General features: G+C 66.0%; 20 protein-coding genes and 2 pseudogenes. 11 read left to right on the forward strand and 11 right to left on the reverse strand.

What is annotated here, in order from left to right:
- Nucleotides 1-122 precede the first annotated feature (122 nt).
- Nucleotides 123-485 (reverse strand): SPW repeat protein, encoded by a 363-nt coding sequence (locus tag ACQ858_RS15720; protein ID WP_431273615.1) that lies wholly within the window; start codon nucleotides 483-485, stop codon nucleotides 123-125.
- Between the two features lie 111 nt (nucleotides 486-596).
- On the opposite strand from ACQ858_RS15720, the gene ACQ858_RS15725 reads away from it, so the two are divergent.
- A complete protein-coding gene (locus ACQ858_RS15725) occupies nucleotides 597-992 on the forward strand; it encodes a DUF6165 family protein (protein WP_431273616.1) in 396 nt (131 codons plus the stop codon).
- Nucleotides 992-2,752, forward strand: coding sequence for a tetratricopeptide repeat protein (locus ACQ858_RS15730; RefSeq protein WP_431273617.1), 1,761 nt, complete (start codon nucleotides 992-994; stop codon nucleotides 2,750-2,752). The genes ACQ858_RS15725 and ACQ858_RS15730 overlap by 1 nt, the downstream gene beginning before the upstream one ends.
- Here the strand turns inward: ACQ858_RS15730 and ACQ858_RS15735 are convergent.
- The 4 genes from ACQ858_RS15735 to ACQ858_RS15750 form a co-directional block, all read right to left on the reverse strand.
- On the reverse strand, nucleotides 2,742-3,620 hold the full coding sequence (locus tag ACQ858_RS15735; RefSeq protein WP_431273618.1) for a carbohydrate ABC transporter permease: 879 nt from the start codon (nucleotides 3,618-3,620) through the stop codon (nucleotides 2,742-2,744). The genes ACQ858_RS15730 and ACQ858_RS15735 overlap by 11 nt on opposite strands.
- Nucleotides 3,617-4,519 carry a carbohydrate ABC transporter permease gene (locus ACQ858_RS15740; protein ID WP_431276876.1) on the reverse strand — a complete coding sequence of 301 codons (903 nt, stop codon included), beginning with the start codon at nucleotides 4,517-4,519 and terminating at the stop codon, nucleotides 3,617-3,619. The genes ACQ858_RS15735 and ACQ858_RS15740 overlap by 4 nt, the downstream gene beginning before the upstream one ends.
- Before the next feature lie 115 nt (nucleotides 4,520-4,634).
- Nucleotides 4,635-5,963: an ABC transporter substrate-binding protein gene (locus ACQ858_RS15745; RefSeq protein WP_431273619.1), complete on the reverse strand. Its 1,329-nt coding sequence runs from the start codon at nucleotides 5,961-5,963 to the stop codon at nucleotides 4,635-4,637.
- Between the two features lie 38 nt (nucleotides 5,964-6,001).
- On the reverse strand, nucleotides 6,002-7,075 hold the full coding sequence (locus ACQ858_RS15750) for an ABC transporter ATP-binding protein (RefSeq protein WP_431273620.1): 1,074 nt from the start codon (nucleotides 7,073-7,075) through the stop codon (nucleotides 6,002-6,004).
- 161 nt (nucleotides 7,076-7,236) lie between these two features.
- On the opposite strand from ACQ858_RS15750, the gene ACQ858_RS15755 reads away from it, so the two are divergent.
- The 3 genes and pseudogenes from ACQ858_RS15755 to ACQ858_RS15765 all read left to right on the forward strand — a co-directional run bounded on the left by ACQ858_RS15755 (nucleotide 7,237) and on the right by ACQ858_RS15765 (nucleotide 10,902).
- Nucleotides 7,237-8,064: a FadR/GntR family transcriptional regulator gene (locus ACQ858_RS15755; protein ID WP_431276877.1), complete on the forward strand. Its 828-nt coding sequence runs from the start codon at nucleotides 7,237-7,239 to the stop codon at nucleotides 8,062-8,064.
- Nucleotides 8,061-9,079 (forward strand): annotated as a pseudogene (gene denD, locus ACQ858_RS15760) (D-erythronate dehydrogenase). Before ACQ858_RS15755 ends, denD begins: the two are co-directional and overlap by 4 nt.
- On the forward strand, nucleotides 9,076-10,902 hold the full coding sequence (locus ACQ858_RS15765) for an IlvD/Edd family dehydratase (protein WP_431273621.1): 1,827 nt from the start codon (nucleotides 9,076-9,078) through the stop codon (nucleotides 10,900-10,902). The pseudogene denD and the gene ACQ858_RS15765 overlap by 4 nt, the downstream one beginning before the upstream one ends.
- A gap of 8 nt (nucleotides 10,903-10,910) precedes the next feature.
- Here the strand turns inward: ACQ858_RS15765 and ACQ858_RS15770 are convergent, their stop codons facing one another.
- Nucleotides 10,911-11,282, reverse strand: coding sequence for a PaaI family thioesterase (locus ACQ858_RS15770; protein WP_431273622.1), 372 nt, complete (start codon nucleotides 11,280-11,282; stop codon nucleotides 10,911-10,913).
- 50 nt (nucleotides 11,283-11,332) lie between these two features.
- Complete coding sequence (locus ACQ858_RS15775) at nucleotides 11,333-12,307, reverse strand: Bug family tripartite tricarboxylate transporter substrate binding protein (RefSeq protein WP_431273623.1); 975 nt, start codon at nucleotides 12,305-12,307, stop codon at nucleotides 11,333-11,335.
- A 41-nt stretch (nucleotides 12,308-12,348) separates the two neighbouring features.
- On the opposite strand from ACQ858_RS15775, the gene ACQ858_RS15780 reads away from it, so the two are divergent.
- The 3 genes from ACQ858_RS15780 (at nucleotide 12,349) to ACQ858_RS15790 (ending at nucleotide 15,622) form a co-directional block, all read left to right on the forward strand.
- On the forward strand, nucleotides 12,349-13,230 hold the full coding sequence (locus ACQ858_RS15780; RefSeq protein WP_431273624.1) for a 2-keto-4-pentenoate hydratase: 882 nt from the start codon (nucleotides 12,349-12,351) through the stop codon (nucleotides 13,228-13,230).
- A 63-nt stretch (nucleotides 13,231-13,293) separates the two neighbouring features.
- On the forward strand, nucleotides 13,294-14,523 hold the full coding sequence (locus tag ACQ858_RS15785) for a CaiB/BaiF CoA transferase family protein (RefSeq protein ID WP_431273625.1): 1,230 nt from the start codon (nucleotides 13,294-13,296) through the stop codon (nucleotides 14,521-14,523).
- Between the two features lie 154 nt (nucleotides 14,524-14,677).
- The gene (locus ACQ858_RS15790; protein ID WP_431273626.1) at nucleotides 14,678-15,622 is read left to right on the forward strand and encodes a LysR family transcriptional regulator; all 945 of its coding nucleotides are present in this window, start codon (nucleotides 14,678-14,680) and stop codon (nucleotides 15,620-15,622) included.
- A gap of 11 nt (nucleotides 15,623-15,633) precedes the next feature.
- Here the strand turns inward: ACQ858_RS15790 and ACQ858_RS15795 are convergent, their stop codons facing one another.
- The 3 genes and pseudogenes from ACQ858_RS15795 to polA all read right to left on the reverse strand — a co-directional run bounded on the left by ACQ858_RS15795 (nucleotide 15,634) and on the right by polA (nucleotide 20,860).
- Nucleotides 15,634-16,533 carry a LysR family transcriptional regulator gene (locus tag ACQ858_RS15795; RefSeq protein WP_431273627.1) on the reverse strand — a complete coding sequence of 300 codons (900 nt, stop codon included), beginning with the start codon at nucleotides 16,531-16,533 and terminating at the stop codon, nucleotides 15,634-15,636.
- A 126-nt stretch (nucleotides 16,534-16,659) separates the two neighbouring features.
- Nucleotides 16,660-17,937, reverse strand: a complete 1,278-nt coding sequence (locus ACQ858_RS15800) for a M20/M25/M40 family metallo-hydrolase (RefSeq protein WP_431273628.1) — start codon at nucleotides 17,935-17,937, stop codon at nucleotides 16,660-16,662.
- Between the two features lie 129 nt (nucleotides 17,938-18,066).
- Nucleotides 18,067-20,860: pseudogene (polA, locus tag ACQ858_RS15805) on the reverse strand (DNA polymerase I).
- A gap of 98 nt (nucleotides 20,861-20,958) precedes the next feature.
- Here polA and ACQ858_RS15810 point away from each other — a divergent pair.
- From ACQ858_RS15810 to ACQ858_RS15820, 3 genes are read left to right on the forward strand one after another with little or no spacing between them, the layout of a single operon-like run.
- Entirely contained in the window at nucleotides 20,959-21,342 is a 384-nt protein-coding gene (locus tag ACQ858_RS15810; protein WP_431273629.1) for a hypothetical protein, read from the forward strand.
- A gap of 7 nt (nucleotides 21,343-21,349) precedes the next feature.
- Nucleotides 21,350-22,393 carry a homoserine kinase gene (locus ACQ858_RS15815; protein ID WP_431273630.1) on the forward strand — a complete coding sequence of 348 codons (1,044 nt, stop codon included), beginning with the start codon at nucleotides 21,350-21,352 and terminating at the stop codon, nucleotides 22,391-22,393.
- A 9-nt stretch (nucleotides 22,394-22,402) separates the two neighbouring features.
- A complete protein-coding gene (locus ACQ858_RS15820; protein WP_431273631.1) occupies nucleotides 22,403-23,197 on the forward strand; it encodes a BPSS1780 family membrane protein in 795 nt (264 codons plus the stop codon).
- 126 nt (nucleotides 23,198-23,323) lie between these two features.
- Here the strand turns inward: ACQ858_RS15820 and ACQ858_RS15825 are convergent, their stop codons facing one another.
- The gene (locus ACQ858_RS15825; RefSeq protein WP_431273632.1) at nucleotides 23,324-25,696 is read right to left on the reverse strand and encodes a UvrD-helicase domain-containing protein; all 2,373 of its coding nucleotides are present in this window, start codon (nucleotides 25,694-25,696) and stop codon (nucleotides 23,324-23,326) included.
- Between the last annotated feature and the right edge of the window lie 86 nt (nucleotides 25,697-25,782).

Genomic DNA, 25,782 nt, shown 5'->3' on the forward strand with positions numbered 1-25,782 from the left:
GATCGACCACCTCGACAGCTGTCGATCCTGTTCCGCGCCCGCTTCTCACGGGCGACGGCGACGCCACCGGAGGATGGCCGACCCGCTGGTCCCGCCATCCACCAACTTCGGCCGGCGCGCGGTCAGTGCGCTGGGCGATGCAGCCAGCCGCTGTATTCCTTGTCGGTCACCAGCGTCCAGAGTGCCAGCGCCACGATCACCGCGCCGGTGATCACGGCGGTCAGCATCGCCGGGCGATGCATGCCGAAGCCCACCACCCACGGGGAAATGACCAGCCACGCGCCGAGCGCGCATTCGGTCCATTCCTCCCAGGCACGCGGCACGATCATCGCGCCCAGCGCCGCGGCCACGAGCGCCACGCCAACGAGCACCGCGTTCGCGGTGGGCGACGGGATGTCCTGGTAGCCCACGAGCCAAGGCGAAATTGCCAGCCACACGCCCAGCAAGGCATTCACCACGTCCTGCCAGTGCTTGAGTTGCTTCATCTCACACCTCCTGCCGGCGCTGAACAACTCCACCGGCAACCAATTGGATCAAACGGATTCAGCCGCGTTCCTTACAATTCGCGAGGTCTTTGGTTTGATGGCGGATCTCTCGTGCACGCACCCGTATTGGTCCCAGTCTCGCCCGGCGAACTCTTCGACAAGAAGACGATCCTCGAAATCAAGCTGCAACGCGTGACCGATGAATCCAAGCTGGTTTTCGTCAGGCGCGAACTCGACCTGCTCTCCAGGGCGACCGCCGAGGTGCTGAAAGCCACCTCCGAAGCCGCGGCCATCGAACAGGTCCAGGCCGAGCTGCTCGCGATCAACATGCGGCTGTGGGACATCGAGAACGAGATGCGCCACGCCGAGCGCGAATCCCGCTTCGACGCGAGATTCATCGAGGCCGCGCGTCAGGTATACCTGACGAACGACCGGCGCGCGGCGCTCAAGCAGCGCATCAACGCCCTGCTCGGCTCGGAACTCGACGAGGTGAAAGAACACCGCTGATGTCGCCCCAGCAGAAGTCGGATCTGGCGAACCGCGCGCTGACGCATCAGCGCGAGGGCCGGGTGGATCTGGCGGAAGCTGCCTGGAAGGCGTTGCTCGACGCCGACCCGGACAATGCACGCGCGCTGGCGATGCTCGGGCTGATCGCGGCCGGCAAGGGCGACACCGCGCGCGCGATCGGCCTGCTCGGCGAGTCGTTGCAGCGCGATCCCGGCAATGTGGCGATGCGCTTCAACCTCGCGCTGCTGCACCGGCAGGCCGGCGACCTCGACAAGGCCCTCGCCGGCTTCGAGGACGTGCTCGCGCAGCGCCCCGGCGAGGTGCGCGTCCTACCGCACAAGGCCGAAGCGCTGCAGGCGCTGGGCCGGCACGAAGACGCCATTGCCTGCTTCATGCAGTTGCGGCAGTTCGGGGCGCTGAATCCGGACCTGCTCCGCCGCCTCGGCGAATCGCTTTTCGAGACGGGCCGCCATGAAGAAGCCCGCGCGACGTTCGCCGAAGCCCTGCGCGCGGCGCCGGACAGCGCCGAGCTGCTGATGAACCTCGGCGTCGTCGAGCTTGCGCTGCTGCGGCACGACGCCGCGCTCGCCGGGCTCGAGCAGGCGCGCAAGCTCGACCCCGGCCGGCCGGAGATCGAATTCAATCTCGCGAATGCGCTGTGCGCGGTCGATCGCTTCGGCGAAGGCATCGCGATCTACCAACGCCTGCTCGCGCGGAACCCGAACGACGGACACGCGCGAATGAACCTCGCGAACGCGCTGCGCGACGTGCAGCGCCACCGCGAGGCGATCCCGCACTACGAGCAACTGCTGGCGCACCCGGATGCACCGGCGGGCGTGCGATGGAACCGGGCGCTGTGCCTGCTCGGCGCCGGCGATTTCGCGCACGGCTGGCCCGCCTACGAACAGCGGATCGAGGAGGAGCGATTCGGCCACGCGAGAGGCTTCGACGCGCCCCGCTGGACCGGCGCACAGCCGCTCCAGGGCAAGACACTGCTGATCCACGCCGAGCAGGGCCTCGGCGACACGCTGCAGTTCTGCCGCTACGTCCCGCTTCTGGCATCGCTCGGCGCACGGGTCGTGTTCGAGGCGCAGCGGCCGCTGCTGGACATCCTGCGCTCGCTGAAGAGGGTGGATGTCCTGGTGGGCCGCGGCGATGCCTTGCCGGGGTACGACTTCCATTGCCCGCTGATCAGCCTTCCGCTGGCGCTGGGGCTCTTCGATATGGCGCACCTCGCCGGCGAGGTTCCCTATCTGAAGGCCGATCCGGACCGGGTCGTCCATTGGCGGCAGGCGATGGCTTCGCAGCCGGGGCCACGCATCGGCATCGTGTGGACCGGCAATCCCGACCACCCGGAGAACCACCGCCGTTCGATCCCGCTGGCGCCCTTGCGCGCGGCCCTGCCCGCCAATGCGAGCGCGTGGAGCCTGCTGCTTCCCGAAACGCTGAAGCAGGCCGACGCCGGCACCGAAGGCCCGGCAATCCAGTGCTTCGACGCATCCGATTTCGCGAACACGGCCGCGCAGATCATGGCGCTGGACCTGCTGATCACCACCGACACCTCGATCGCGCACCTGGCAGGCGCGATCGGTGCGCCGGCCTGGCTCCTGCTGCCCTTCGCGGCCGACTGGCGCTGGTTCACGAACAGCCCGACGACGCCGTGGTATCCGGCCTTCAGCGTGTTCCGTCAGCCGTCGCCCGGCGATTGGAAGGGCGTGCTTTCGCAGTTGCGCGCTGGGCTCGAAGCCCTCACTCCTTGACCGAACCGGTCATCCCCGACACGTAGTACTCGACAAAGAACGAGTAGATGAACGCCACAGGCAGCGAGCCGAGCAGCGCCCCGGCCATCAGCGGGCCCCATTGATAGACATCGCCCTGCACCAGCTCGGTGACCACGCCGACGGGCAGCGTCTTGATCTCCGACGACGAGACGAATGTCAGCGCGTAGATGAACTCGTTCCACGACAGCGTGAACGCGAAAATGCCCGCCGAGATGAGCCCTGGCACCGCAAGCGGCAGCACGATCTTGATGAGAATCTGCCAGCGGCTCGCGCCGTCGATCAGCGCGCATTCCTCCAGTTCCGCCGGGATCGAGCGGAAGTAGCCCATCAAGAGCCAGGTGCAAAACGGGATCAGGAAGGTCGGATAGGTCAGGATCAGCGCCCAGCGCGTGTCGAACATGCCGAGGTTGAACACCACGTTCGCCAGCGGAATGAACAGGATTGACGGCGGCACCAGGTAGGCCAGGAAGATCGCGAGCCCGGTCTGTCGCGAGCCTTTGAAGCGCAGCCGCTCGATCGCATAGGCCGCGAACACCGAGCAGGCGAGCGACGCGAAGGTCGAAACCACCGACACCAGCAACGTGTTCCACAGCCACTGCGGGTACGAGGTGTCGAAGAGCAGCTTGTGGAAGTGGTTGAGGGTCGGCGCGACCACCCAGAACGGATTGCCCTCGCGCGAGAGCAACTCCGCATCGGGCTTCACCGAGGTGATCGCCATCCAGTAGAAGGGGAACAGCAGCACGATCAGGAAGACCAGGAGCGGCAGGTAGACCGTGACCACCTTGCGCGGCACGGACTCCAGGTAGCTCATGCCGACGACATCCATCTGCCCGGGTCTGTCGCTCATTTGTCCGATCCTCCCTGTTGCCACGCGCGCCGCTGGAGCCCGAAATAGCTGAACATGATGCAGGCCAGAAGGAAAGGCACCATCGCGATTGCGATGGCCGCGCCCTCACCCAATGCGCCGCCCGAGATCGCGCGCTGGAACGACAGCGTCGCCATCAGGTGCGTCGCGTTGAGCGGACCGCCACGCGTGATCACGTAGATGAGCTGGAAGTCGGTGAAGGTGAACAGCACCGAAAAGGTCATCACCACCGCGATGATCGGCGTGAGCAGCGGCAGCGTCACGTGCCGGAACTGCTGCCACGGCGTCGCGCCGTCGATGGCGGAGGCCTCGTAGTACGACGGCGAGATCGTCTGCAGCCCCGCCAGCAGCGTGATCGCGACGAAAGGCACGCCGCGCCACACATTGGCCGCGATCACCGCCAGGCGAGCATTCCACGGATCGCCGAGGAAGTCGATGTAGTGGTCGATCAGCCCCATCTTCACCAGCGCCCAGCTGATGATCGAGAACTGCGAGTCGTAGATCCACCAGAACGCGATCGCCGACAGCGCCGTCGGCACGATGTACGGCAGCAGGATGACCGCGCGGAAGAAGGTCTTGAGGCGGATGTTCTTGTTCAGCAGCACCGCGAGCCACAGCCCGAGGAAGAACTTGAACACGCTCGCGACCGCCGTGTAGAAGAGCGTGTTGAACAGCGCCAGCCGCGTGACCGAGTCGTTCCAGAGAAAGACGTAGTTCTCCAGGCCGACCCACTCCCCGCCCCGGCCCACCTTGGTGTCGGTGAAGCCGAGCCAGGTGCCGAGGCCGAGGGGATAGGTCAGAAACAACAGCAGCAGCACCGCCGCCGGCAGCATGAAAGCGAAGCCGAGGGCGTTGCGGCTGTTCTGGAACCGCGCAAGCAAGGTCATCGAAAGGCGTCTCCCCTTTCAGGAACACCGCGGAACCGGCTTCGCCGGGCCGCTGGTGTTGCCCGCTGGAAGGGGGTGGAGAGCGACACGAAGTGCGCGAGCCTGGGGGTCATACTTTGTAGTAGCGCTCGGCACGTTTTTGCGCCCGTTCCGCGGCTTCCTTCGGCGACTTGGAACCGCTCGCGGCTTCAGCCACCATGTTCGCGATGATGAAGTCCGCCGCCGCACCGGCCGAGGCATAGCCCAGCTTGCCTTCGTAGCCCGCCGGCCGCAGGTTCTTGACCGAATCGCGGTACGGCGTGTTCTTCGGGTCCACGGTCCAGATCTCGTTGGCCTCGAAGGCGCGCAGCGGCTGAGCGACGTAGCCGCCCGCGCCCTTGAGCCAGTCGTCGAACTGGGGCCGCTCCATCATGAAGCGCAGGAACTCCTTCGCGGCCTGCGGGTACTTGGTGTACTTCATCACCATCTGGTTGAAGAACAGATGCGACTCGGTCGGCACACCCACCGGCCCGACCGGGAACACCGCGTGGTTGATGTCCAAGGCCATCTCCTTGAGCTTCGGGTCCGGCGAGTTCTTGGCTGCGTAGTAGATCGAGATGCCATTGTTCGTGACGCTGATCTGCCCGTCGAGGAAGGCCTTGTTGTTGTTCGGGTCCAGCCACGAGAGCGTGCCGGGGATGAAGTTGACGTAGAGCTCCTTGGCGTATTCGAGCGCCTTGAGCGTCTCGGGGCTATCGATCACCACCTTGTTGTTCTTGTCGACCAGCTTGCCGCCGAAGGTCCAGACCAGCCAGTTGGTCCAGGTGCTGTCGCCGGTCGCATTGCCCAGCGCCATGCCGCCCGGCGTGCCCTTTTCCTTGAGCGCCTTGTACATCTTGAGGAAGTCGTCGGTGTTCTTCGGAAAGGTGTCGAAGCCCGCCGCCTTCAGCATGCTCTCGCGATACACCATGAGCGACCCGGCCGCACCAAGCGGAAGGCCGATCCAGCGCTTGCCGTTGGGCCGCATGAACAGCTCGGCCGCCGGATACCAGCCGCCGTATTTCTTGCCGAGGTATTCGGCGAGGTCGGTCACGTCGAGCAGCTTGTCGGGGTACAGGTTCGCGTCGTCGTTGGTCGAAAGAATGATGTCCGGGCCGGCGCCGGTGTTGGCCGCCACCGCCGCCTTGGGCCGCACGTCTTCCCAGTTCTCGTTGTCCACACGCACTTCGACGCCGGTGGCTTCGCTGAACTTCTTGACGTTGGCCATGTAGGCGTCGATGTCGCCCTGCACGAAGCGGCTCCATCGCAGCACGCGCAGCTTGGCGCCCTTCTCGGGCTTGAAGGTCATCGACTGGGCATTGGCGAGCGGCGTGAAGATGGCGGTGCCGACGCCGAGCGACGCGGCGGCGGCGAAGCCCGCCGAGCTCTTGAGAATCGTGCGGCGATTGAAGTCACTCATTCCTGTCTCCTGATGTTGAAAGGGCCAAAAGAAGAACCTCAAGCCACCAGCCTCTGGCCGGTGCCTGCGTCGAAAAGGTGCGCGCGCTGTAGATCGGGCTGCAGGTGGATGGTGGTCCCCGGCGCAAAGTCATAGCGCTCGCGGAACACCGCTGAAATCTCGGTGCCTTCGTGGCGGCATGCCACGAAGGTGTCCATGCCGGTGGGCTCCATCACGACCACGCGCGACGGAATGCCGCCGCCGTCGGCGAGGCTCAGGTGCTCGGGCCGGGTGCCATAGACGACCGGCTGACCGTCGACACCACCGGCATCCGTCGGCGCGTCGAGCTTCGTGCCGTCCGCGAGCTCGACCGTCGCCGCGCTGCCGTTGCGCCGCAAGGTACCGGGCAGGAAGTTCATCGCGGGCGAGCCGATGAAGCCGGCGACGAACTGGTTGGCCGGGCGGTCGTAGAGCTCCAGCGGACTGCCGGTCTGCTCGATGCGGCCGTCACGCATCACCACGATCTTGTCGCCCATGGTCATGGCCTCGATCTGGTCGTGCGTGACGTAGATCGATGTGGTCTTGAGCCGCTGGTGCAGTTCCTTGATCTCGCTGCGCATCGCCACGCGCAGCTTGGCGTCGAGATTGGACAAGGGCTCGTCGAAGAGGAACACCTGCGGGTCGCGCACGATCGCCCTTCCCATGGCGACCCGCTGGCGCTGCCCGCCCGAGAGCTGGCGCGGATAGCGATCGAGCAGCGGCGTGAGCGCGAGGATCTCGGCCGCGCGGCCGACCTTCTGCTCGATGGTGGCCTTGTCGGTCTTGGCCAGCGCGAGCGCGAATGCCATGTTGTCGCGCACCGTCATGTGCGGATAGAGCGCGTAGTTCTGGAACACCATCGCGATGTCGCGCTCCTTGGGCGGGAGGTCGTTGACGCGCCGGTCGCCGATCCGGATCTCGCCGCCATTGATCTCCTCGAGCCCGGCGATCATCCGCAGCAAGGTCGACTTGCCGCAACCCGATGGCCCCACGAGAACGGTGAAGGAACCGTCCCGGATGTCGATGTCCACGCCGTGAAGGATGGGGACATCACCGAAGTTCTTCTTGACTGCCTGGATCGTGACACTTGCCATGCACTGGAGCCTTGAAAGTACGCGGAATCCTGAAGCCGGCTCTGGAGCCGCTTCGCAACCGCGCAGTATTGGCATCCGCAATGGCCCGCGCATCAGGGCAAACCGGTACGCATTAACCCCCGGTCAATTTGTATGATGACCAGATAACCGAGTTGAACTCCATCCACGCCGTGCGCGTTTCGGCATCCTCCCAACCCCTTCCGCTGATCGTCGATCGGCTGTCGGACCGGTTGGCGTCGCTGCTGGCCACGCAGATCGAGTCCGGCGCCCTGCGCGCCGGCGACCGTCTTCCGACCGAACAGAAGCTCGCCGAGGCCCACGGCGTTTCGCGCACCGTGGTGCGCGAGGCGGTACACCAGCTCAAATCCAAGGGCATGGTGAACTCGCGGCAGGGCTCCGGCGTGTACGTGGCAGCGCGCCCGGTCAACCAGCCGCTGGCCTTCGATCCGGCCGTACTGACCTCCGTGCAGGCGGTGGTGCATGTGGTCGAGGTCCGCCGCGTGCTCGAGGGCGAGATCGCCGCGCTGGCGGCCGAGCGCGCCTCGCGCGCACAGATCGCCGAGCTGCGCCGCGCCCTCAAGGCCATCGATGCCGCCGTGGCCGCCGGCCACGACGGCGTCGCCGAGGACCTGGCCTTCCACCGCGTCATCGGCGAGGCCACCGGCAACCCGCAATTCCGGCTGCTGCTCGGCTTCCTGGAGCAGTACCTGCGCGAAGGCATGCGGATCACGCGCGGCAACGAGGCGCGGCGGCTCGACTTCATGACCGAGGTGCAGCGCGAGCACCGCGCCATCTTCGAAGCGATCGCCGCGCGCGATCCCGATGCGGCACGGCGCCAGGCCACCGAGCACATCACTCGCGGCGAGCAGCGCCTGATCGAAGGCGGCGTCATCGACGGCCGCCGTCGCCGGGCGGCAGTCAAGGCCGTTCGCGCCGCCTCGGCCAGCACAGCCAGAAAGGGCAAGAAATCCATGAAGGAGTCCCCATGAAACTGATGATCACCGGCGGCGGTGGCTTCGTCGGATCGCGCCTTGCACAGGCGCTGCTCGCGCGCGGCACCCTCGCGGGCGAGCGCATCGGCCGCCTCGTGCTGACCGACATCGCGCCGCCGCCCGCAAGCCTGCTCGCGGACCCGCGCGTGGAAGCGCGCACCGGCCCCTGCTCGCGCAGACCGACGCGCTGCGCGACGAGGCGTTCGACGGCGTGTTCCACCTCGCTTCCGCCGTTTCGGGCGAATGCGAGCTCGACTTCGACCTCGGCCTGCGTTCCAACCTCGACAGCACGCGCGCGCTGCTCGATGCCATCCGCGCGCGCGTCAACGCCGGCGGCAAGGTGCCGCGCCTGGTGTTCTCGAGCTCGGTCGCGGTGTTCGGGCCCGACCCGGCCCATCCGATGCCGAAGATCGTCGCCGACGACACGCTGCCCGTTCCGCAGACGTCCTACGGCATCCAGAAGCTGATCTGCGAGCACCTCATCGCCGACTACACCCGCAAGGGCTACATCGACGGCCGTGCGGCGCGGCTCATGACGGTGACGGTTCGCCCCGGCCGGCCGAACGGCGCGGCGTCGTCGTTCTTCAGCGGCATCATCCGCGAGCCCCTGGCGGGGGTGGAGTCGATCTGCCCGGTCTCGCCCGACGTGTCGCATCCGATGTCGTCGCCGGCCCGCACGGTGGAAGGGCTGATTGCCGTCTACGAAGCCAGCCGGGAGGCGTTCTGCGGACGCACTGCTCTCAACCTGCCCGCCCTCAACGTGACGGTGCGCGAAATGCTCGATGCGCTCGAAGAAGTCGCCGGACCCGCGGTGCGTGCGCGCGTGCGCTTCGAGCGCGACGAGCGCATCGCGGGCATCGTCGCCAACTGGCCAAGCGGCGCGTCGGCGGCGCGTGCCGCGCGACTCGGGCTGCATCCGCACGAGAACTTCGCGGATATCGTTCGCCAATACATCGCCGATTGCACAGCAGCACCGAACGCAGACCAGACCCTGAAGGGAATGTCCTCATGAAATCCAAAAGGAAAAACACCAAGGCCTCGACGGGCAAGACCCCGAAGTTCAAGCTGCGCTCGCAGGCCTGGTTCGACAACCCGGCCAATGCCGACATGACCGCGCTCTATCTGGAACGCACGATGAATTTCGGCCTGGGCTTCGACGAGCTGCAATCGGGCCGGCCGATCATCGGCATCGCGCAGACGGGCTCGGACATCGCGCCGTGCAATCGGCACCACCTGGTGCTGGCCGAGCGGGTACGCGAAGGCATTCGCGACGCGGGCGGCATTGCGTTCGAGTTTCCGATTCATCCGATCCAGGAGACCTGCAAGCGGCCGACGGCGGCACTCGACCGCAATCTGCAGTACCTCTCGCTGGTCGAGGTGCTGTACGGGTATCCGATCGACGGCGTGGTGCTGACCACGGGGTGCGACAAGACGACACCTGCGCAATTGATGGCGGCGGCGACGGTGGACATTCCCGCGATCGCGCTGAATTCGGGCCCGATGCTCAACGGCTGGTACGAGGGCGAGCGCACCGGCTCGGGCACGATCGTCTGGCGTGCGCGGGAGATGATGGCGGCGGGCAAGATCGGCTACCAGGAGTTCCTGAAACTGGTCGCTTCGTCGGCGCCTTCGACGGGGCACTGCAACACGATGGGAACGGCCTCGACGATGAATTCGCTCGCCGAGGCGCTGGGCATGACGCTGCCGGGCAGTGCGGCGATTCCGGCACCCTATCGCGACCGCCAGGAGATGGCGTACATGACGGGCAAGCGCATCGTCGAGATGGTGCGCGAGGACCTGAAGCCTTCGGACATCCTCACGCGCGAGGCGTTCGAGAACGCGATCGTTGTCAACTCGGCGCTCGGCGGCTCGACCAATGCGCCAGTGCATCTGAATGCGATCGCGCGGCACATCGGCGTGGAGCTGACGACGGACGACTGGGAGAAGCACGGCTACAAGATTCCGTTGCTCGTCAATCTTCAGCCGGCGGGCGAGTATCTCGGCGAAGACTATTACCGCGCGGGCGGGCTGCCTGCGGTGGTGGCCGAACTGGTCGCGCAGAAGAAGATCAAGCCGGCGATGACGGCCAATGGCAAGACGCTGGCCGAGAACTGCAAAGGCAAGTTCACGAGCGACCGGAAGGTGATCTTCCCGTACGACAAGCCGATGAAGAAGAACGCGGGCTTCCTGAACCTGAAGGGCAATCTCTTCGATTCCGCGATCATGAAGACGAGCGTGATCACGCCCGAATTCCATTCGCGCTATCTGGAAGACCCGAACGACCCGATGGCCTTCGAGGGCACGGCGATCGTGTTCGACGGGCCGGAGGACTATCACGCGCGCATCGACGATCCGAAGATGAAGATCGACGAGCGCAGCGTGCTGTTCATGCGCGGCGTGGGGCCGGTGGGTTATCCGGGCGCTGCCGAGGTGGTGAACATGCGGGCGCCTTCGTACCTCCTGAAGAAGGGCATCACGGCGCTGCCCTGCATTGGAGATGGGCGGCAGTCGGGCACGTCCGGCTCGCCGTCGATCCTCAATGCCTCACCGGAGGCTGCGACGGGCGGTGGGCTGGCGTTGGTGCGCACCGGGGATCGGGTCCGCATCGACCTCAAGAAGCGCACGGCGAACATGCTGGTGTCCGATGAGGAACTGGCGAAACGCCGTGCCGAGCTCGAGAAGAAAGGCGGCTATCCGTATCCGAAGAGCCAGACGCCCTGGCAGGAGATTCAACGAGGCGTCGTCGATGAGCTTTCGGAAGGGATGGTCTTGAAGCCTGCGGTGAAGTACCAGCGGATCCACGCGACGTTTGGGATTCCTCGGGATAACCATTGACTCCGTAATCAGGGTTCGTGGGGAGCCCGCGGCAATCTGCAAAAGACGCCGGTGGCACTGGCCACCGCCCGCCCCTCCTGATCGATGGCTTCACCGCGCGCGAACGATATCGAACGGCCCCGGCGTTCGCAGTGGGCCACGACCGACACGTCGCCAATGCATGGCCGAAGAAAGCGCAGTGACAGCTCCACCGTCGCGACGGAATAGCGCGTCGGAGCGTCCGCACGGACCGCGGCAGCCAGCCCCAGGTCGAGGAGCGTCGCCAGCGCACCTCCGCTGACCGAGCCACGGTGATTCGATTGCGCCGGCGAAAGGCTCATCTTCAGAACCACGCGGTCCGACTCCATGGAGACCGCGCGAATGCCGAGCGTGGCGGCCATGGGAACGTGAAGGCCGAACAGATCACCAGGGGACGTCACGGATTCCATCGTCAATCCGGCGTGGCGCCCGTCTCCTGAATCAGCTTGCGCCACTTCGGCACTTCCTGTTGCATCACGTCGCCCAGATAGGCGGGTGTGGTTGACGGGGGCAACTGCAACCCCTGGGAACGAAGCTGCGACTGCACCTCGGGTTCCGCGAAGACCGCTTGCAGCGCGGCAGACAACTTGTCCCGAACCGCCGGCGGCAACCCCTTGGGCGCCACGAGGCCAAAGAACACACTGACATCGAAGCCAGCGAGACCTTGATCGGCGAGAGGTGCGACCCCAGGCAGGACGTGCGAAGGCTGGAGCGAGGTGACGCCGATGGGACGAAGCTTGCCCGACTGGATGTGCGGCAATGCGGTCAGGACGTCCGTGAACGTCATGGTGACGTGTCCACCCAGCAGAGCCTGTATCGCAGGTGCCGTCCCCTTGAAGGGCACATGCATGAGGGGCACGCCTGTCATTTTCGAGAACAGGACGCCTGCAAGGTGCGAGGTGCCTCCGCTCCCGGCAGACGCATAGCTCAGTCCTTGCCCTGGCTGTTTGCCGAGTTTGATCAGTTCACCCAGCGTCTTCGCCGGCACGTCGGCATTGACCACCAGAACGTTCGGCAGGCTGCCGGCGTGCACCAGGGGCTCGAAGCTGGTCAGCGGGTTGTACTTGAGTCCCTGGTACAGGCTGGTGTTGATGGCAAGCGTCGGTGACGAGCTGAACATCAGCGTGTAGCCATCGGCGCGCGCCCGGGCCACATATTCGGCCCCGATGTTCGAGGCCGCGCCGGAACGATTCTCCACCACGATGGGCTGGCCGAGCCGAGCAGCCAGACGGACGGAGATCACCCGCGCGATCATGTCGGCGGGCCCGCCCGCGGGAAAGGGAACCACCATGTTGATCGGGCGATTCGGAAAGGTGTCCTGCGCCTGGGCCGCGCCACCGAACAACACCACGAAGGCAGTCAGAAGAAGGGATAGGGCTTGTCTCATGTTCTTTCTGGTGGAAGCTGGCGAACTCCATCTTGGTCGCCTTGGGCAAGTCTGGCGCCTCGGGAACACGAGAACGATACCGAGCCGGTATCGATCCATACGATTGCCGGAACGACGGCCTCGGGCAGGCATTCGGCTCTGATGATGACGCCATGCAAACCACTCTTGTTCAGGCGCTCGTCGATGCCCGCCGCCAGGGCACGCAAATCCTGAAACACCGAGCCATCGGTACACCAGCCAACGAGGAAGAGGCCTGCCTCACCATGCTCGAGGTCGCCGGGCAATTGGCCTGGGAGCCCCTGGGCTGGAAGATCGCGGCCACCAATGCCGAGATGCAGCGGCGCCTGCGCACCACCGCACCGGTGCTGGGTCGAACCTTTCGACGATTTCTTCTGCATTCACCCGCCGTCATCTCGCACGAGGGCCTGCTCGACCCGGTGGTCGAGTGCGAGTTCTTCTTCCGGATGGGGCGCGAGCTGCCGGTGAACAGGGGCGGACATACGCGAGAGCAGGTCGTCGATTGCATTGCCTCCGTGCATGTCGGCATCGAAGTCGCCGAATGCCGCCTTGCCTTCAATCCACCGCCGGACCCGCTGCAAGTGATGGCCGACGGCTATGCCAGCGGCCGCTACGTGATGGGGCCCGCGCTCCCGGACTGGCAAGCCGCATTGGAAGCGCCGATGGCGGTCGTCCTGGAAAAGAACGGCGCCGAGCGAGCTCGCGGCAGTTCATCGGAGGTCATGGGCAATCCGGTCAACGCCGTTGTATGGCTGGCCAATCGCCTGTCCGGGCTGGGCGTTCCGCTGGCGCGCGACGAAATCATCAGCTCGGGCAGCTGCACCGGCATGGTTCGCGCGAAAGCCGGCGACCGCATGCTCGCCCGGTTCGGCCAGTACGGCACTGTCGAAGTCGCCTTCGACTGAAGGCCCGGCACGCCAGCCATCCACGTTTTCCACATCCATCGTCCCGTCACTAGAGCCCCTCTCATGCACACTGAACCCTCCGCCGCATCCAATCTCTTCGATCAAGCGCCAGAAGATTGGCTTCCTCCTGTGCCAGGCCGTCCGGGTGCACTCGCCGACGTGAGGGTGCTCGATGCTTCGCGCGTACTGGGAGGTCCGCTGTGCGCACAAATCCTCGGCGATCACGGTGCGGACGTGCTCAAGGTCGAGGGCCCCGAGGGCGACGAGACACGCAACTGGGGCCCGCCCTTCGCGCACGGCCAGTCCGCCTACTTCACGGGACTGAACCGCAACAAGCGATCCCTATGCCTGGACCTTTCGACCACGGCCGGGCGGGCGCGCTTCCTCGGCCTGCTCGAAAAAGCCGACGTGCTCGTGGAAAACTTCAAGCCCAGCACGAGCGAACGCTGGGGCCTGACGGCCGAAGCATTGCGAGACCGTTTCCCCGCGCTGATCCATTGCAGCGTCACCGGATTCGGAGGCGATGGCCCACTGGGGAGACGGCCCGCCTACGACACCGCCATGCAGGCTCTGTGCGGAATCATGAGCGTCAACGGCGAGGCGTCGACCGGACCCCAGCGAACGGGCCTTCCAGTCGTCGACATGACCACGGCGCTCAACGCCGCGATCGGCGTGTTGCTCGCGCTGCACGAGCGGTCTCGGAGCGGACTCGGCCAACGGGTCGAGGCGGCGCTGTACGACTCCGCGCTGTCCCTGCTTCACCCCCATGCCGCGAACTACCTCATGAATGGCGTGCGTCCTCGGCAGACCGGAAACGCCCATCCGAGCATCTATCCCTACGACAGCTTTTCAACAAAGGGCGGACTCATCTACCTGGCGGTGGGCAGCGACAAGCAATTCGCACGGCTCTGCGAGTGCCTGGGTCGCCCGAGCCTGGCGCAGGACGGCCGGTTCTCCACCAACGCCCAGCGATCCGCGCACCGGGATGCGCTGCGCGAGATTCTCGTCGGCCTGCTCGCCGAAACGGATGGTCCGTCGCTGTGCGAAGCACTGATTCAGGCCGGGGTTCCCTGCGCACCGGTCATGCACGTCGACCAGGCGCTGTCGCACCCTCATACCCTGCACCGAAACATGGTCGTCGGGATCGGCGATGCGTACCGCGGACTCGGTTCGCCCGTCGTGCTTGACCGCACACCCGCCACGTACCGGTATGCACCTCCACTCAGGCCCAACCCGCACGGCGAGCGCGGCAGTGACCCTTCCACACGGGCGGCGGAGCGACAAGACTCATGAGCGCACCGCGCCATTCATCCGAAGACCGTGAGAACGCCACGGCGGCTCTCCCTGTTGCCGGCAACAGCCGACCATAGCCGCTTCCGCGTGCATACTTGCCGGCCACCGTGCACGAGGCCCCGCGCCGGTTGCACGCACGAAGTCGATCGACATCATGAGCCTGGACGCCATCGAGTTAAGACATCTACGTTTTTTTGTCGCATTGGCCGAAGAGCTCAGTTTCGTCCGCGCCGCCGCACGCTGCAACGTTTCGCAGCCGCCCTTCAGTGTCGCAATCCAGCAGCTCGAAGGCCATCTTGACGTTGTCCTCGTCGAACGCAACAGCCGCCAGGTGCGATTGACGGAGGCGGGACAGGCGCTCCATCAGCGAGCCCAGCGGCTGCTGGCGCAATCGGCGGAATCCTTCGCCGTCACCCGACGCGTCTCGGAAGGCAAGAGCGGGCGTCTTCGTGTCGGCTTTCACGCGTCGATGATCTTCCGGGGCCTTGCCGAAGCTGTTGCTGCGCTCGAAAGAGATGAGCCGCAGGTCGAGTTGGAGCTGGTGGAAATCTCGTCGCAGGACCAGGTCAACGCCCTGCTGTCCGGTCGCATCGACATCGGCTTTGCGCATTCCATGCTCGTTCCCGAAAGCCTTGCGTCGACCACGGTGTATTCGGAACCCTTTCTGGCTTGCCTTCCCGCAGCGCACCTGCTCGCGGTCGAAGCCGATTTCGTGCTCTCGATGATGCGCAACGAGAACTTCATCATGTTCTCGCGCCCGGCATCGCCGGCATATTTCGATCGGATCGTCTCGCTTTGCGTCGAGGCAGGCTTCACGCCGACCATCAGGTACTCGGTGCGCCAGTGGTTGACGGTGGTCGCCATGGTCGGCAGGGGCATGGGTGTCGCCATCGTTCCGGAGTGCCTGTCGAGAACCGGAATGGCAGGTGTGACGTTTCGCCCGCTTCCCGACAGCGCCGCGATATCGACCATCCAGTGCATGTGGCTGGCTGAGCAGCAGAGCCCGCTGGTCGCTCGCCTGCTCGACTATGTTCGTCGCATCGGCAACCCGACCGCTCATGCGATGAAGCACGCGCCCGCGGCAGGTGGGCCCCGCTGACCCGCCCAGCCTCACTGCATCTCTTCGATGGCTTCCCGCATGAACCGCGTGATGCTCCTCACCGCCACAGAATCCGGCCGCCCCGCAAATCTCAGCGCCCGGATAGGCACCGGAATCAGCGGCTCCAGGGCCAGCACATCCACCTTCTCCCGATCTGCGGACTTGGCCGTGCATCCATCGACGAGCGCGACTCCAAGCCCGTGGTGCGCCATGGCCAAGGCCGCGTGATAGGTCTGCACCGTCACAACGGCTTGAAACCCCACCCCCGCCTGCCGACAAGCCTGGCTCAGGCTGGTCCCCACAGGATCGCGGCTGTCGAGCCCCACCACCGGCAGCTTGACCAGATCGTGCAAAGCCACGGAACCATTGCGCAGCAGCGCCCGCAGCAGCATTCCCTTCGGCGCGATGCAGGTCATGCGGCTGTCCGCCAACGACTCCTGCGTCAACGAAGGATGCACCGCCGGACTGAACGCGAAACCGACATCCGCCTCCTGCAACAAGAGCGCCGACATGATCTGCGGCGAGTGCAGTGACTCCACCGTCACCGCGACACCCGGGTGCTTCTCGCGGAAACGCTTGAGCGCGCGAGGCAGCACCTCGTAGCTCAGCGCCAGCACCGTGAGGATGCGCAGTTCGCCCGAATCGGTCCCCGCACGCAGATTCGCCGCGAGCCGCTGCACCTCGTCGAGCTGCGCGAACAGCCGCTCGATATGCGGATACAGCGCCAGCGCCTCCGTGGTCGGTGTCAACCGGCCCTTCGCGCGCTGGAACAGCGAAAACCCGAGCTGGATCTCCGCATGCTGCAAGGTACGACTCACCGCCGGCTGCGTGATGTTGATCAGGCGCGCCGCCGCGCTCACGCTCCCCGTGAGCATGATCGCGTTGAAGACCTCGATGTGCCTCAGCCGCATTTCAGCTCAACAGCCTTTGCATCGCAAAGCCAGGAACCCCGCGGAACCGACTCTGCCGGGCCGCGGGGGTTGCCCCCGGCGAGCGGGTGGAGAGCGACACGCAGTGCGCGAGCCTGGGGGAGAGCATCATTTCTCGTGCGACACGTCCATGATGAGCTGCGTCGCCAGATACAGCCGCGGCTCGATCGAATCGATCAGCACGTACTCCGCATCCATCGAATGCGCGCCGAAGCCCTGCAGGCCGAAGCGCTCGACCACGGCCGCCTTCGTCTTCAACGCCGCAAAGGCCGCATCCGTGCCGCCACCCGCCACCTTGTCGTCGGCGCCGAGCGTCTTGCCCAGATCCTTGTAGATCTGCTGCGCATGCGTGGCGAGGGCGCGCGATGCATCGGTCGCCTCCAGCGGCGGACGACGACGCTCGAACTTGACCTCGACCTTCGCCTGCGGAATGAGCTGGTTCTTCACGCGCTCCATCACCTGCTGCTCGATGCGGTCATAGTCGCTCACCTTCAGCACGCGCACATCCGCGCCGGCCGTCGCGGTCGCCGGAATCACGTTGCGATTGGTGCCGGCACGCGAGATCGTCCAATTGAGCTTGAGCCCGGTCGCCGGATCCGACAGGTCGCGCATCTGCAGGATCTGGTGCGACAGCTCGTAGAGCGCATTCACGCCCGCCTCCGGCATCGAACCCGCGTGCGAGGCCTTGCCCGTGACATTGAGCGTCACCGACGCGATGCCAGCCGTCGCGAGCGACAGCTTGTCGTCGCGCGCCGACGAACCCTCGAACGACATCACGACGTCGTGCTCGCCGCCCAGCCTGGTGATCAGCGAACGCGCGCCCGGCGAGCTGATTTCCTCGTCGCCGTTGATCAGGACCGTGAGCAGGCCGTAGTCCTTGAAGTCCATCGCCTTCAGCATTGCGAGCGTGTGCGCGATCACCGCGACACCCTGCTTGTCGTCCGCGATCCCGAGACCATAGGCCCTGTCGCCATCGATGCGGAATGGCTGCTGCTTCGACATGCCGATCTGGTAGACCGTGTCCATGTGGGCGATCAGCATGATCTTCTTCGTGCCCGTGCCCTTGAACGTCGCGCGCACCACCTTGCCGATCTTCTCCGGCGTGTCTTCCATGCGATAGGCGCCTTCGGACACATCGATCAGTTCCACCTGACCGCCGAGCGCCTTGAACTTCGAGGCGACGAGGCTGGCCATCTTGTCGAGCCCTTCGAGGTCGCGGCTGCCGGACTCGACCGAGACGAACTCCTTCAGGGTTTCGAGCAGCGCCGGCTTCTCCTTGGCGGCCAGCGCGGCCAGGCGTTCATCGGGGGCGGCAAAAGCGCATGCGCATGCGGCGCTCAGGGCGGCCCACAGAAAGGCCTTGCGGGCCAAAGCAACAGCAGTCATTCAGACCAATACTCCATCAAGTCATTCAAGAAACACCGCGGAACCGGCTCCGCCGGGCCGCCGGTGTTGCCCCCGGCAGGGGGTCGGCGAAGCGACACGCAGTGCGCGCAGCCTGGGGGCGAGCAACAATCAATGCGCCTTGTCCCAGTTGGGACCAAAGCCGATTTCCGCCAGCAGCGGCACCCTCAGGTCCGCCACGCTCGCCATCAAGCGCGGGATCTCGGTGCGAACCCATTCGACTTCGCTCTCCGGCACCTCGAAGACCAGTTCGTCATGCACCTGCATGATCATCTTCGTGCCGCGCTTCTCGGCATCCAGCACGTCCTGCACCTTCACCATGCTGAGCTTGATCAGGTCGGCCGCAGTGCCCTGCATCGGCGCGTTGATGGCCGCGCGCTCGGCCGCGCCGCGACGCGGGCCGTTGGGCGACTTGATCTCGGGCAGGTACAGGCGCCGGCCGAACACCGTCTCCACGTAGCCGATCTCCCTGGCGCGCGCCTTGGTCTCGTCCATGTACACCTTCACGCCGGGATAGCGCGCGAAGTAGCGGTCGATGTACGAGGCCGCGGCCTTGTTGTCGATGCCCAGGTTGCGCGCGAGGCCGAAGCTGCTCATGCCGTAGATCAGACCGAAGTTGATCACCTTCGCATAGCGGCGCTGCTCGCTCGACACCTGGTCCACCGCCACGCCGAACACCTCGCTGGCGGTCGCGCGGTGCACATCGATGCCTTCGGTGAAGGCCCGCAGCAGCGATTCGTCGCCACTGATGTGCGCCATGATCCGCAGCTCGATCTGCGAGTAGTCGGAACTCGCGATCACGCTGCCCGCCGGCGCCACGAAGGCTTCGCGAACGCGGCGGCCTTCTGCGGTGCGGATCGGGATGTTCTGCAGGTTGGGGTCGTTGCTCGACAGCCGCCCGGTCACCGCCACCGCCTGCGCATAGTGCGTGTGCACCCGCCCGCTTCTCGGATTCGCCAGCAGGCCGAGCTTGTCGGTGTAGGTTCCCTTGAGCTTCGAGAGCCCGCGGTGCTCCAGGATCTTGGCCGGCAGCGGGAAATCCTCGGCGAGCTTCTCGAGCACTTCCTCGTCGGTGCTTGGCGCTCCGCTCGGCGTCTTCTTGACCACCGGCAGGCCCAGCTTGGTGAAGAACACCTCGCCGATCTGCTTGGGCGATCCGAGGTTGAAGGGCTGGCCGGCGAGCTCGTAGGCCTCCTGCTCCAGCGCCATGATGCGCTTGCCGAGCTCGTTGCTCTGCGAGGCGAGCGTTGGCGCGTCGATGAGCACGCCGTTGCGTTCGACGCGAAAGAGTGTCTCGCTGGTCTCGATTTCCAGCTCGTAGATGAAGCGCAGCTTCTCGTCGGCCTCCAGCCTGGGCCAGAGTGCGCGATGCACGTCCAGCGTCTGGTCGGAATCCTCGCAGGCGTATTCCGCCGCCTTCTCGATCGAGACCTGGCTGAACGGAATCTGGTGCGCGCCCTTGCCGCACAGATCCTCATAGTCGATGCCGGTGCGGCCCAGATGCCGCTCAGCGAGGCTCGCGAGCCCATGCGGCTTGTGCACTTCGAGCACGTAGCTCTGCAGCATCGTGTCGTGCGCATAGCCCTTCACTTCGATGCCGTGGTTGGCGAACACATGGCGGTCGTACTTGATGTGCTGGCCGAGCTTCTTCTTGCTGCCGTCTTCCAGCCACGGCGTGAGGCGCGCAAGGACCTCGCCCTGCGGCAACTGAGCCGGCGCGTCAGGGTAGTTGTGGCCGACCGGGATGTAGGCCGCCTCGCCCGGCGTCACGCTGAAGCTGATGCCGACGATCTCGGCCACCATTTCGTCGAGCGACGTGGTTTCAGTGTCCAGCGCGACGAGCTCGGCCGACTGCAGTTTGGCGAGCCACCTGTCGAACGCCTCCCAGGTCAGGATCGTGTCGTAGACGAGGTTGGATGCCTTCTCGGCCGCCTCGAAGCCGGGCTGGTCGAACAATCCCGTGCCGCCTCCCGGCGCATTGCGCTTCCCGCCTTCCTCGACGAGTTCGGGCGGCACCTCATGCGCCTCGAGCGTCTTCACCAGGGTCTTGAATCCGAAGCGCTCATAGAAGACCTTGAGCTCGTCGATCTGCTGAGGACCGATCGCGATCCCGTCCAGAGCAGGCAGGCCGGCCACATGGCCGTCGAGGTCGCAGTCGGTGCGGATGGTCACCAGCCGCCGGCCCTGCGGCAGCCAGTCGAGCACCTTGCGCAGGTTCTCGCCGGCACTGGCCCTTCACCTCGCCGGCACGCGCGATGAGTCCGTCGAGCGAGCCGTATTCGCCGAGCCACTTGGCCGCGGTCTTGGGGCCGACCTTCTCGACGCCCGGCACGTTGTCGACGGCATCGCCCACCAGCGTCTGGTAGTCGATCATCAGGTTCGGCGGCACGCCGAACTCGGCAGTGACGCCGGCGATGTCGCGCTTCTTTCCGTTCATCGTGTCGATGATCGTCACGTGCTCGTCGACGAGCTGGCTCAGGTCCTTGTCGCCGCTGGAGACGATGACCTCGATGCCCTGGTTCGCCGCAGTGCGCGCAAGCGTGCCGATCACGTCGTCGGCCTCGACGTCGGGCACGCACAGCACCGGCCAGCCCAGCAGCTTCACCACCTGGTGGATCGGCTCGATCTGGCTGCGCAGGTCGTCCGGCATCGGCGAGCGGTTGGCCTTGTACTGGGGATACCAGTCGTCGCGGAAGGTCTTGCCGGGCGCGTCGAACACGCAGGCGGCGTAGTCAGCCCGCACCTCGCGGCGCAGGGCCGTCATCATGTTGATCATTCCCCGAATCGCGCCGGTCGCCGGACTGCTGCTGTCGCCGGGGACGGCGCGCAGGTCGGGCATCGCATGGAAGGCACGGTAGAGGTAGCTCGATCCGTCGACGAGCAGCAGCGTTTTCTTGTCGGTCATCGGGGCATTTTGCCGTGCCGGGGCAACGCGCCCGCCAGACGCGTCCGCAGGCGCGCTCGCGGGTATCCCTGACGCAAACGCGGACCTACAATCGTGCCATGTCGTCCCCCCGTCTTCTCGTCCCCCGCACGCGGCTGGCTGCCGTCCTGGTGGGCTGCATCGCGCCGTTCGCGGCCGTCCAGGCCCAGAATCCTCCGCCCGCGGAGTCGTCGGCCCGCCCGGCCCAGCAGCAGCCCGACCAGGACAAGGCAGCCGGACGCCAGAACCAGAAGATCGAGCGCATCCATATCGAGGACAGCCGCAACAAGATCGACGAGCTTCGCGTCGGCGGCCAGACGCAGAACATCACCGTGCAGCCCAAATCCAACGCGCCGGCCTATCAAGTCATGCCCAACGGCGAACGTTCGCGCAACGAAGGCCAGGCAGATTCGAGCGCCAGCGACAGCGGGTCGCGGGTCTGGTGGAACGTCTTCAAGTTCTGAGCGCACGGTGGCGGTTTTCACGGAAGTCGGATTCGACGAAGCCGACGCGCTGGTCCAGCGCCTGGAGCTCGGCCCCCTTCGCGAACTTCGCGGCATCGAGGGCGGCATCGAGAACACCAACTACTTCGCAACCACGGCGTCGGGCGAATTCGTGCTGACGCTGTTCGAGCGCCTCGGCGCCGAGCAGCTCCCTTACTACCTTTGCCTCATGAAGCACCTCGCGGCCCGCGGCCTGCCGGTGCCTGAGCCGGTGGCCGATCCCGCAGTCGCTCCGCCGGACGGCCATGCGCTGTCGATCCCGGCGAACGCGCCCTGCGAGCTGTTGCACTCGGTCGCCGGCAAGCCGGCCGCGATCGTCCAGCGCCTGCAGGGCAAGAGCGAACTGGCGCCCGGCGCGCGCCACTGCGCCGAGCTCGGCCGACTGCTCGCGCGCATGCACATCGCGGCGCGCGACTTCCCACGCATCCAGCCCAACCTGCGTGGCCTGCAGTGGTGGAACGACACCGCGCCGGTCGTCCTGCCCTATCTGGAAGCCCCGCAGGCCGCGCTGCTGCGCAGCGAGCTCGCCTACCAGAACCACATCGCCGAATCGTCGAGCTACGCGGCCCTGCCGCGCGGCCCGGTCCACGCCGACCTGTTCCGCGACAACGCGATGTTCGACACCCACGCGAGCGCCGAGGCGCCGAAGCTCACGGGCGTCTTCGACTTCTATTTCGCGGGCACCGACACCTGGCTGTTCGACCTGGCGGTGTGCCTGAACGACTGGGCCATCGACCTGCGAAGCGGCCGGCACGACGCCGACCGCGCCGATGCCCTGCTCGCGGCCTATGGCTCGGTGCGCCCGCTGACCGGCGCCGAGCGCGCGATGCTGCCGGCCATGCTCCGGGCGGCGGCGCTGCGCTTCTGGATCTCGCGCCTGTGGGACTTCTACCTGCCGCGCGAGGCCAGCATGCTCAAGCCGCACGACCCGGGCCATTTCGAGCGGGTGCTGCGTGAACGCGCCCACGCGAGCTTCGAGTTCCCCGGCGGCACGCAACCGCTGGCTGCCTGAGTCGACCCAATGAAACTCAACCTCGTGCCGGCGCGCACCGGCGTGATCTGGGTCCGGACCGGACTCCAGGCCTTCGCGCGACAGCCGCTGGCCTTCATCTCGCTCTTCTTCTTTTTCATGACGATGGTGTCGCTGGCCTCGCAGTTGCCGCTGGTCGGCGCCGCGATCGCGCTGATGCTGCTGCCGACGATGACGCTTGGCCTCATGGCCGCGACCGCGCAGGCCGCCGGCCCCGAAAAGCCGGCCGCCGGCGCAGTGTTCCAGGCGGCAATCCATGCGATCCGCGCCGATGTGCGTCCCATGACGGTGCTCGGCGCGATGTACGCCGCGCTGTTCCTCGCGGTCATGGCAATTTCCGCGCTCGCGGATGGCGGGCAGTTTGCCCGCGTCTACCTGCTGGGCGGGCAACTGACGCGCGAAATGGCCGAAACCACCGAGTTCCAGGTCGCGCTGTGGATTGCGATGGGGCTGTACCTGCCGCTGTCTCTGGCTTTCTGGCATGCACCCGCGCTGGTGCACTGGCATCGGGTGCCGCCAGCCAAGAGCTTGTTCTTCAGCTTCGTCGCGTGCTTCAAGAATTTCGGTGCGCTGACCGTGTTCGGCCTCGTCTGGGCGGGCGTCTTCATCGGCGCCGGCATCGTGCTGAGCCTGCTGGCGACGCTGCTGGTCGCCATCGGCGCGATGGGCGTCGGTGCCGGCGCGTCGGCGGCCGGCGGTGCAGTGATGATCGGCGGCGCGCTGGTGATGGCAGCGATGTTCTTCACCAGCACCTGGTTCACCTTCAGAGATAGTTTTCGGGAATAACCCCCAGGCTCGCGCACTTCGTGTCGCTCTCCACCCCTTTCCAGGGGGCAACACCGGCGGCCCGGCGGAGCCGGTTCCGCGGTGTTTCACCAGCGGGCCGGGCTGCGCCGGCCTTTGGGTTGGGGCTCAGATGGGGGTGAGCTTGGCGACAGAGAGCGCCAGCCACTTCACGCCGTGGCGCGGGAAATTGACCTGCGCGCGGGCATCGTCGCCGGTGCCTTCGAGCGCAGTGACGGTGCCTTCGCCGAACTTGTTGTGGAACACCTGCATGCCGGAACGCAAGCCATGGGATGGGGCTGCCTTCTGCGGCGGAACGGGCGGGTTGGCGAAGGTCTCGCGGCCGTAGCTGCTGCCGGCGCCGCGCGAGGTGGCATAGCCGCCACCGTAGCCGAAGCCCGATGGCGCGAAGCCGCCCTGGTTCTTCGGAGTCAGCCACTTGAGCGCGCTTTCGGGGAGTTCGTCGAAGAAGCGGCTCTTGATGTTGTAGCGGGTCTGGCCGTGCAGCATGCGCGTCTGCGAATGGCTCAGGTACAGGCGCTTGCGGGCGCGCGTGATCGCGACGTACATCAGGCGGCGCTCTTCCTCGAGGCTTTCAAAGTCGCTCATCGAGTTCTCGTGCGGGAACAGGCCCTCCTCGAGGCCGGTGATGAACACGCAGTCGAATTCCAGGCCCTTGGCGGCGTGCACGGTCATGAGTTGCACCGCGTCCTGGCCGGCCTGCGCCTGGTTGTCCCCCGATTCGAGCGCGGCATGCGTGAGGAAAGCCGCGAGCGGGCTGAGCGTCTCGCCGGTTTCGACATCGGGCGCGAGCGGCTCGTCCTGCACCGGCTGGTTCGGGTCCAAGCCCTGGCTCGCGGGTGACTGGCGAAGTTCGTCCACCGGCAATGCGATCGCGTCGCGCCCGAAGCCCTCCTGCGTGACGAAGCTCTCGGCCGCGTTGACCAGTTCCTCCAGGTTCTCGATGCGGTCCGCGCCTTCGCGGTCGGCCTTGTAGTGCTCGATGAGGCCGCTATGGTCGAGCACCAGCTCGATGATCTCGCGCAGCGACATGTCCTGCGTCTGCTCGCGCAGCACGTCGATCTTCGCAACGAAGGCCGAGAGGTTGCCGCCCGCCTTGCCGCCCACCGCGCTGACCGCGTCGTGCAGCGAACGGCCGGCCGCGCGAGCGGCGTCCTGCAGCACTTCGATGCTGCGCGCGCCGATGCCGCGCGGCGGGAAGTTCACGATGCGCAGGAAGCTGGTGTCGTCGTCCTTGTTCTCCAGCAGCCGCAGGTAGGCCAGCGCGTGCTTGATTTCGGCGCGCTCGAAGAAGCGCAATCCGCCATACACGCGGTACGGCACCGCGGCATTGAAAAGCGCGGTTTCGAGCACCCGGCTCTGCGCATTGCTGCGGTAGAGCACGGCCATCTCCTTGCGCTCGATGCCGTCGCGCACCAGCTGGCGCATTTCCTCGACCACCCATTGCGCTTCGGCGAAATCGCTGGTCGATTCATAGACGCGCACCGGCTCGCCGGGGCCCTGGTCGGTGCGCAGGTTCTTGCCCAGGCGCTTCTTGTTGTGGCTGATCAGCTCGTTGGCCGAATCGAGGATGTTGCTGTAGCTGCGGTAGTTCTGCTCCAGCTTGATCTGGTGCGACACCTCGAACTCGCGCACGAAGTCGGCCATGTTGCCGACCCGCGCGCCGCGGAAGGCGTAGATGCTCTGGTCGTCGTCCCCGACCGCGACCACGCTGTTGTCGCCCGGCACGAAGCGGCCGTCGGTGGTGTTGCCGGCCAGCATCTTGATCCACGCATATTGCAGGCGGTTGGTGTCCTGGAACTCGTCGATCAGGATGTGGCGAAAGCGCCGCTGGTAGTGCTCGCGCACCGGGTCGTTGTCGCGCAGCAGCTCATAGCTGCGCAGCATCAGTTCGCCGAAGTCGACCACGCCTTCGCGCTGGCACTGCTCCTCGTAGAGCTGGTAGAGCTCGATCTTCTTGCGGTCGTCGTCGCTGCGCGCCTCGATGTCGCGCGGGCGCAGGCCATCTTCCTTGGCGCCGGCGATGAACCATTGCGTCTGCTTGGCCGGAAAACGCTCGTCGTCGACGTTGAACTGCTTCATCAGCCGCTTGATGGCCGAGAGCTGATCCTGCGTGTCGAGGATCTGGAAGGTCGAAGGCAGGCCGGCGAGCTTCCAGTGCGCGCGCAGGAAGCGGTTGCACAGGCCGTGGAAGGTGCCGATCCACATGCCGCGCACGTTGACCGGCAGCATCGCGCCGAGGCGCGTCATCATTTCCTTGGCCGCCTTGTTGGTGAAGGTGACGGCCAGAATGCCGCCCGGCGAGACCTGGCCGGTCTGCAACAGCCAGGCGATGCGGGTGGTGAGCACGCGGGTCTTGCCGGAGCCGGCGCCGGCAAGGATGAGTGCATTTCCGGCCGGCAGCGTGACGGCCGCCCGCTGCTCCGGATTGAGGTTGTCAAGCAGCGGCGAATCTGCAGGAGCCGCGAGGTCGGTGAACATCCACCGATTGTAGAAAGCGCGGCGTATGCGGGTTATACGAAGTCCCTGAATGCGCATGCGCGACGCGGCCGGTAGAATCAATCACC

This window comes from Variovorax ureilyticus (genome assembly GCF_050632185.1).
GTDB lineage: Bacteria > Pseudomonadota > Gammaproteobacteria > Burkholderiales > Burkholderiaceae_C > Variovorax > Variovorax ureilyticus_A.